Origin of the sequence: Falsiroseomonas stagni DSM 19981, from assembly GCF_900114315.1 — a bacterium.
In the GTDB taxonomy this organism is placed as follows: Bacteria; Pseudomonadota; Alphaproteobacteria; order Acetobacterales; family Acetobacteraceae; genus Falsiroseomonas; species Falsiroseomonas stagni.
Window position 1 is genome coordinate 67,089 of the sequence record NZ_FOSQ01000019.1, and the last position, 8,181, is coordinate 75,269.

Genomic DNA, 8,181 nt, shown 5'->3' on the forward strand with positions numbered 1-8,181 from the left:
CAGGCAACAAGCTGACGTGAAGTCTAGGACAGGGGCGGCAACCCTGCGCGCAGAGTCCCGCCGCCTTCGGTCGAGTCTTGTTGTCGGCGCGTCGACCATCGGCGCATCGTGACCTTCGCGGATCAGGCGATGATGCCGTCGCCCAGGCCGAGCCCCGTGCCGGTGAAGCGCAGGAACGTCAGCGGCACCGCGACGGACAATGCGCCGTCCACGTCGAGCATGAGCCGCGTCTCCGTCCCCTCCTCCACCGCGGACAGCCAGCCATCGGCGAAGGGACGGCTGCCGCGATAGCCGACACTCACAAGCAGATCGGCGACATCCAGGCGATCCTCCGCCACGAAGTCACGGATGAGGTCGCCGCCATCCGACAGCCGTGCATAGGCGAAGACATCCGCGCCCTCGCCGCCCCGCAGGTCATCCGCGCCACGCCCACCGGTCAGACGGTTCGCGACCGCGTTGCCCATCAGCGTGTCGGCACCGTCACCGCCGATGGCAGCCTCGATCGACGTGTCGGACGCGATGGCGAGGCGCTGGCCGAGGACCAGCCCTTCGCCGCCGGGCGCGAGGTCAACCATTACCGCCGCGGTTATGGCGGCCAGGTTGATCGTGTCGAAGCCACCATCGTCATCGCGCAGCAGGGACCGCGCCGCGGCGCTGCCCAGCCCGGCATAGTCATCGGTGTAGACATAGGTGTCGTTCGCCCCGGCGGTATCGCCGATGAAGTCGAGGCGCCAGCCATTGACGATGCCCGTCTGCCCCCTCGCGGCATCCTGCACCTGGAGCGTCCAGGTACCACCGACCGTCTCGCCCCAGAAATGCACGCTGTCCATGGTGAACTTGATGCTGGTCAGCGTGCTGCCGAGCGTCGATGTCGCGCTGACGCCGGGGCGCTCCACCAACGTGCTTGCCGTTCCGAGCGGGGAGAGAAGGGTGATGACCAGATCGCCGATCCGACCGTGGTTGATGTCAAGCCAGACCTCGACGCGATCGATCTGCATGGCCTTCGGCTGCACCGTCACCTGGCCGGTGACGGTCTGCAGGTCCCCGATGATGAGGCGCGACGTCGAGGCAGCGGATGCGGTCGCCATCGTGGAATAGGTCGATACGGCATCCCAGTTCTCCGCCAGCCGGACCGCCGCATGGGCATCGACCAGACCGAAGCCGTAATCCCTGTTGAAGGTGAGCCCCCCGCCATTCCAGTCCAGCGCGCCGTTGGTCCGCGCTTCCGCCTCGAAGGGTGCCGTACGGTTCGCGGAATAGGCGAGGATCTGCTGCACATCGCGATAGCCGAGGCCACCATTCGCCTCCAGCATCAGCGCCACCACACCGCTGACGATCGGTGCGGCAGCGGAAGTCCCGCTGAGTGCCGTGTAGTCCCCCCGATCGAAGCCGGAACTGCCCACCAGGTCGGTCGTGACGATCCTGACGCCCGGCGCCGAGACCAGCACGGCGGCGCCCGGTGTGCTGAAGGGGGCGATCACGCCGGCCTCGTCGGTCGCGGCCACCGTGATGACGTAGGGGGAGTTCTGGAAGTCGTGGAAGTTGACGTCATCGCCTCGTGCCCCGCCATTGCCGGCCGCGAAGACGAAGTTGCTGCCGAGGCCGCCGCGGCCCAGGCGCACCGCATCCTGGATCGCCTGCCCATGGGCCCTGAAGGTGGGGCCGGCGAAGCTGTCGCTGAAGAAGCTCGGGAACTCCCAGCTGTTGTTCACCACGTCGAAGGCGCGGCTCGCCGTCAGGGCGCTCAGGATTTCGTTCGTCGAACTCCGCGCCCCGAAGCTGACGCGGTATGCCGCCAGATCCACGCCGGGGGCGACGCCGGCGCCGCCGATGTCGTTGTCGGCCCGGGCGCCGATGATGCCCGCGACGGCCGTCCCGTGCGCTTCGCGCGCACCGACCGGCGCCGCGTCCATGTCGCGGCCCGCGAAGTCCCGGTCGATCGCCGTCCGGTAGCTCGCCACCAGGTCCCGGTGGGCATACTGGACGCCCTCATCGATGATGACGACACGGACCGCGCGGCCGGAATAGTCGGCCCACACCCTCACGACATCGATGCCGGCGCCTTCAGCCGTCAGATGCCATTGCTGGGCGTAGAGCGGCCCTCCGGGGACAAGGCTGGCGGAGGGCGAAGGCCATGCCGTAGCCGGCCAGACCCCGGCAGCACGAACGCCGGAGATCGTGCCCGCCGCCTGGCTCCTCCCCGCCACCGCATCCGGCTCCAGGACCGCGCTCGGCGGCCGGAACGCAACGCTCGATCGTTGAGGTGGCAGCATGATCTAGATCCAGTCCGTCGTGAGAGGCTGCCGTGCGAAGCGAGGATGGAGTGGTGGCCGGGCGCTAGTAGGGGTCCCAATCATCCGGCGATGGCCTTGTAAGCTTACCCACCGCGCCCCCCATCCACGCGGCCGCACCCACCATGTAGCAGCGGAGCGTGGAGCCCATCCGGCCTGGCAGGCTGGCCAGCGACGCGGCTTCGTCGAGTTCCGCGAGGAGGCCCAGGACCGCATCCTGGCGGCGCACCATCTCGCAGTCGCGGCAGGAGCAGGCCCTCGAACCTGCGGGGCGGAACAATGCGTCGGCACCGGCAGCCCTCGGCACGCTGCTGCCCAATTCAGGAACCCACCCGGAGACCGAGCGCGGCATCGATGGTCCACCCCCGCTGCAGCCGCTTGCACAGCGTGGCATAGGCGAGGCCGGCGGAATCGGCGGCCTCCTTCAGCGTCACCATGGCAGCCCCCACCTTGATGAAGCGGCGCGCGATTCCGCGGCGCCGCCGCTGCGTGGACCAGCAGCAGTTGATGGGAGAGTAGGCGCGCGTCTCGTCGCGACGGATGAGCGAATGCGCCGGTGAAGGACGGCGGCCCATGTCGCGCAGGAAGGCCACGAAGCCGATCCCTTCGCCCTGGCGCCAGCGCGCGCAGACGCGCGCGCCGCCGCGGCGATGCAGCAGGCTCTGCCAAACCTCGTATTCCGGCAGGCGGGCCGCACCCGCCTTGCCGCCATGCCTGGTCGTACGGCTGCGGGTTTCGTCGTCCCTCAGACAGCCGCAGCTGGACGTATGGCCGCGCTTCAGCGAATCGTCGCGGACGGTAACGCATCGCCCGCAAACGCATTCGCAATGCCAGCGCCGTCGCGACACCCGGCCACGCCAGATGTAGGGCTCGTCCTCGTGCAACACCGTCAGGCGCCCGAAGCGCAGCCCCGGGTGCACAGCGGGCGGCGCCGCTGCCGCGACGGGCCTCTCCCGCGGCGGGCACAGATCGATTCCGACGGCGTCCACCACCAAGCCCTCCTGCTCCCTGTGAAAGGTCCAGCAAGGGCGTGTGCCCGCCTCGGCCGCACATCGCCACGAGACGTTTGTTGAGGCGCGCGCAGTTTCGCGGAGACACCTGATCGAGGTCCGAAGGCCGGCGGCTGCGCCCCGCCCCTGCCTCGATCCCTGCGAAACCGGCAAGGGGAACCCGTTGACGACTACACAGATCGACGAAAATCGACAGAAGACGCGCTTCAGCTTCGTGCACACCGCACGCACAAGAGATGGCTGGTCGCGCGCCGCGTCCGGCTACAGCGCAAGGGCGCGCACAGCCGCCGGAACACGCATGAACGACACGCACCTCGACGATAAGCCGCAACAACCCCAGCACTTCCGCGTACTGGTCGTGGATGATGAGCCCGCGGTTGTGACGCAGCTCAGCGACGGGCTTCGCGTGCTTGGCTACGATGTGCTGCAGGCGTCCAGTGTCCACGCGGCCCTGTCGATCCTGGCATCCGATCCCGCCATCACGGTCGTCGTCAGCGATGTCCGGATGCCGGAATCGGATGGACTCGGCCTCGCCCGGCACATCATGAACGAACGCACCGATTCCGACGCCGTCGAGGTCGTGCTGATCACCGGGCATGCGACGATCGAGGATGCCGCCGCCGCCGTCCGCGCCCGCGCAGTCGATTTCCTGCGCAAGCCCTTCAGGCTTCGGGAGGCCGGCGACGCCGTCGCCAGGGCGAATGCCCGCGCCACGGCCCGGCGCCGAAAGATCGTGCTGCAGAAGCAGATCGAGCAGAAGCTTCGCGAACTGGATTCCCAGCCGTCCGGGGGCATCGCAGATTCCCAGGCGCGGCCCGACGCCCTTGCCGCGTCACTCATCCCGCATGACGGGGAGAATGCGCACCGGCGCGAGGTGCGCGCCATTTCCCACGCGCTGCGGACGCCGCTCGTCGCCATCGCCGGTGGCGCCGACCTGCTGACCCGGGACGTCGAGCCTTCCGACCTGCGCGCACATGAACACCTCGGACTGCTGCGCAATGGCATCAAGGACGCCATCGCGGCCGTGACACTGGTGGAGGAGCTGAAGCAGCTCGATTCCGCACCACCGGCGGCGGAGCCCGCCGATATCGACGCGGCCGCGATGCTGGACTCCATCCTGCGCGGCCTCCAGGCGCAAGGCGGCCTTGGGTGCCTGGCCCTGCTGCCGATCGCCCCGGCGTCGGTCCTGCTGCGCTTCCGCCCGGAAGACCTTCGGCGGCTCTTCACGCACTGCCTGCTCTCCGTGGCGGAATGGGCGCCGGCCCAGTCGCGCCTGCGTATCGGATGGACAGAGCCGACATCCTCCACGGCGGCGCTCTCCCTCCAGGTCGTGGCGCCGGATGGCGTGGCCGCCCCGGCCACGCCCGCGCCGGCATCGGCGCTGGCCCGGACGCAGGAAGGGCTGCGTTTCTCGATCGCGGAGCGCCTGGCATCTCGCAACAACGCGACCTTGCAGTCTCACGGCGGCGGCGACGGGCAGATGACGCTCATCCTGCATGCGCCCCGCGGCACTGCCTTGTGATCGAGCCTTCGCCGAGCCCGCCTCCGATGCGACGGCACTTGCCCGTCCTCGCCATCCTCGCCGCCGGGCTTCTCATCCTCCTCTCGCTGCTGGCGATCGAACGGCGGGACATGGCGTCTTTCGCGGAACGCGGATCGGCCGCGGCCCGCGTGCACGCCGCGTCCGCGGCCGCCAACCTGGCACGACTCGTGGAACTGATCGGGCTGCTTCATTCCCTTGCCGAAGGCGGGCAGCTGGGGAATGTCGAGGCCGATGGCGTCGCGGCGGCGCTCATCGGGCGGCATCTGCGGACGATCGCGGCGGATGAGCATTTCGGGGTCCGCCAGGTCGCCGTGACGGACCGCCGGGGCGTCCTCATCTGGACCACCGTACCGGTCGCCGCGCCGCTCGATCTCAGCGACCGGGACCATGTCCGCGTGCCCCTCAGCAGCGCCGGCGGCCTCTTCGTCAGCACCCCGCTGATCGGCCGCGCCTCGGGGCAGACCAGCCTCCAGTTCGCGCGCGCGCTGCACGAACAGGACCGGACGCCCAGCGGCGTGCTCGTCGTGTCCGTCGATCCGGCGATGCTGGCGACCCTGCTCCGCCGTTCCTTCGGTACCGCCGCCGCCGGCGCCACGCTGGTGCGGGATGACGGCACGGAATTGCTGCGCGTGGAGATCGCGCAGGCGCTGCCCCTGGTCCCCGCCGTTCCCTCCGTGGCGCCCGGCTGGCTCGCATCCCTCTGGCTCGCCTCCCCTCCGCGCGCGGACGCCCCGGTGGATCAGCGTGCGCTGTTCGCCGCCGCCCTGCCGGTACCCGGCGCGCCCCTGAGCATCTCCGTCACGCTCGACGCGTCCAGCGACAGGCAATCTCTCGAGGCCGACCATTGGGTGCTGAGGATCGTGGCGGCGCTGCTGGTCGTCCTGCCGGCGATTGCGCTCCAGGCAAGCCGGCGACGTGCCCGCCGGCAGGCGGAGCGCCAGCGTGCGCTGGCGCTCGCCGCCCAGGCCGAGCGGTCGCGGGCAGAGTTGCTGCACTTCATGGACGCCCTGCCCGGCGCAGCCTATCAGGGCCGCATCACCGCCGATGGCGTCTTCGAATGCGCCTATCTCGGCGGGGCCATAGACCGGATCCTGGGCTGCGCGCCACAGTCGTTCGGCAACCAGCCCGCCTTCGCCGCGCTGCTGGATGATGAAGCGGCCGGCGCGCGCGCCGCCTTCTTCCGCCAGGTCCTGCACTCCGGCGCCGAGCTGGTCGAGTATCGCCTACAGCGCCCCGATGGCGAGCATATCTGGCTGCGTGAACATTGCCGCACAGTGGGGGAGGCGCCCGGCCATGGCGCGGACGTGGTCGGCCTGATCAGCGACGTCACCCGGGACCGGGAGGTGCGGATGCGCGCCATGACCGCGGCCAGGCTTTCCACGGTGGGGGAGATGGCGTCGGGCGTCGCGCACGAATTGAACCAGCCCGCCGCCGTCATCGCGCTGGCCGCCGATATCGCGCTGCTTGAGATCGAGGCCCGGCCCGGCGGCTTCATCGACTCCATCCAGGGCCGCCTGCTGGTGATCCAGGACCAGATCGGCCGCCTGCGTGGAATCGTCGACCATTTCCAGCTGTTCGGGCGCCCCGATGCCGGGCCACCGCAGATCGTCCACCTCGACGCCGCGATCGACGGCAGCCTCGGGATCGTGGGCGCGACGCTTCGCGCGACCGGCATCGATGTGGCGGTCGATGTCGCCCCCGACACGCCGCCGGTCATGGCGCGCGCCATCCCGCTGGAGCAGGTGCTGGTACAGATCCTTCTGAATGCGCGCGACGCCATCGACGCACATGGCCCGGCGCGACGGAGCGTCAGCATCGCCGCGCATCCGCTTCCCGGCGGTGACGCCATCGAGCTCCGCATCCGGGACACCGGGCCAGGCATGCCGGAGGAGGCGCTCGAACGGGCCTTCGAGCCCTTCTTCACGACCAGGGTGGCGGGCCAGGGTACGGGCCTCGGCCTGTCCGTCGTCTATTCAACGATCAAGAGTTTCGGCGGATGTGTCATGCTGGCAAATGACGCCGGCGGCGGCCTGGCGGTGAGGATCATCCTTGCCGCCGCGCGCCCGTCACCGCCTGCCCGAACAGCTGACAGGGAGAGGGAGGCGCCAGATGGTGCATAATGCGCTGGCCATGGAGCCGACACGGATCCTCCTCGTCGATGACGATGCCGCCTTCTGCGATCAGGCCTCGGCCTATCTGGCCCAGCACGGCTGCAGCGTGCTGGCGCTGACCGATCCCTTCGGGCTGCCTGGCGCGCTGGAGGCGTTCAGACCGCAGCTTGTCCTTCTCGACCAGCGGCTCGGCACCGTCAGTGGCACGGAGGTGCTGAAGAAGCTGCGGGATGGCGGCAACACACCCTGCATCATCATCACGGGATGCTCGGATCCCTTCGATCGCATCGTCAACCTGGAACTCGGTGCCGACGACGAAGTCGAGAAATCGATCGCGCCACGGGAATTGATCGCCCGCATCCGCGGGGTCCTGCGCCGGTCGGGCCCGGCCGGGGAAGCGCCATCGGGCAGCAGCGCCCAGCCTGACGCGACGCAGCGCGCGGTGTCGGCCGCAGGCAGATCAGGCTGGCATTTCGACACGGGGCGGCGGATGCTGCTGCGGCCCGATGGCTCCAACTGCGGCCTGACGACCGCGGAGTACGAGACCTTCCGCGTGCTGCACGACGCGATGGGGCAGACGGTCGCCCGCGCCGAGCTCAGCCTGCGGGTCTTCCAGCGACCATGGCGCGCCAATGATCGGGGAGTCGACACCGTGATCAAGAAGCTGCGGCACAAGATCGAGCCCGACAGCGCGGATCCCCAGTGCATCAAGACCGTCCGCCAGATCGGCTACGTTTTCGTGGGCTTCCCCCCCTGATGAAGGATGCGCCGAAGGCCCGGCCGTCAACATCGCGCCGGACACTCGATATCCACCGCCTGTCGCAGCATCTCGCCATCATGAGCCTGGCAGCCGAGTTGGCCGAGATCGCGGTTCGGCGCCAGGATTCCGAGGAGGCGTTGCTGCGCCTCGATGTCGTGTTGAAGGAGATCGACCAGTTGCGGGCATGGACCGAGGCCTTGCGGGGCGGGGGCCTTCGCTAGAGCATTTTGAAGTCGCGCGGAATCGCCCGACGGCTCGGACAATGCGCCAAAACAAAGAGCTAGCAGCGTTTCAGCGTCGCTGCTGACGCTGAAACGGGCCTAGGTCGCAGCGGCGCCCGAACCGGTCGGCGGGTCGTGTCCCGGGTGGTGGTGTAGGAGGTCCAGAGCCCGGGGCGCGTAGCGAAGCCCCATGGCTGAGCGGAGCGGAGCGCCCCGGGCGGCCACCGCGGTGATCTTCGGTAGGG

General features: G+C 69.5%; 7 protein-coding genes. 4 read left to right on the plus strand and 3 right to left on the minus strand.

The window, feature by feature from the left end; genetic code table 11:
* Window positions 1–122 precede the first annotated feature (122 nt).
* The 3 genes from BM041_RS27530 to BM041_RS27540 form a co-directional block, all read right to left on the minus strand.
* Window positions 123–2,045, minus strand: coding sequence for a S8 family serine peptidase (locus BM041_RS27530; protein ID WP_175534206.1), 1,923 nt, complete (start codon window positions 2,043–2,045; stop codon window positions 123–125).
* A gap of 292 nt (window positions 2,046–2,337) precedes the next feature.
* On the minus strand, window positions 2,338–2,523 hold the full coding sequence (locus tag BM041_RS27535) for a hypothetical protein (protein WP_092963135.1): 186 nt from the start codon (window positions 2,521–2,523) through the stop codon (window positions 2,338–2,340).
* Window positions 2,524–2,611: 88 nt separating this feature from the next.
* Window positions 2,612–3,283 carry a hypothetical protein gene (locus BM041_RS27540; RefSeq protein ID WP_092963136.1) on the minus strand — a complete coding sequence of 224 codons (672 nt, stop codon included), beginning with the start codon at window positions 3,281–3,283 and terminating at the stop codon, window positions 2,612–2,614.
* 40 nt (window positions 3,284–3,323) lie between these two features.
* Between BM041_RS27540 and BM041_RS27545 the strand changes: the two genes are divergently transcribed.
* The 4 genes from BM041_RS27545 to BM041_RS27560 are packed head-to-tail and all read left to right on the plus strand — an operon-like array spanning window position 3,324 to window position 7,936.
* Window positions 3,324–4,823: a response regulator gene (locus BM041_RS27545; protein ID WP_139226215.1), complete on the plus strand. Its 1,500-nt coding sequence runs from the start codon at window positions 3,324–3,326 to the stop codon at window positions 4,821–4,823.
* A 26-nt stretch (window positions 4,824–4,849) separates the two neighbouring features.
* Window positions 4,850–6,964, plus strand: coding sequence for an ATP-binding protein (locus BM041_RS27550; RefSeq protein WP_139226216.1), 2,115 nt, complete (start codon window positions 4,850–4,852; stop codon window positions 6,962–6,964).
* Window positions 6,954–7,712, plus strand: coding sequence for a response regulator (locus BM041_RS27555; protein ID WP_092963139.1), 759 nt, complete (start codon window positions 6,954–6,956; stop codon window positions 7,710–7,712). Before BM041_RS27550 ends, BM041_RS27555 begins: the two co-directional genes overlap by 11 nt.
* Window positions 7,712–7,936: a hypothetical protein gene (locus BM041_RS27560; protein WP_092963140.1), complete on the plus strand. Its 225-nt coding sequence runs from the start codon at window positions 7,712–7,714 to the stop codon at window positions 7,934–7,936. The genes BM041_RS27555 and BM041_RS27560 overlap by 1 nt, the downstream gene beginning before the upstream one ends.
* The last annotated feature ends 245 nt before the right edge of the window (window positions 7,937–8,181 follow it).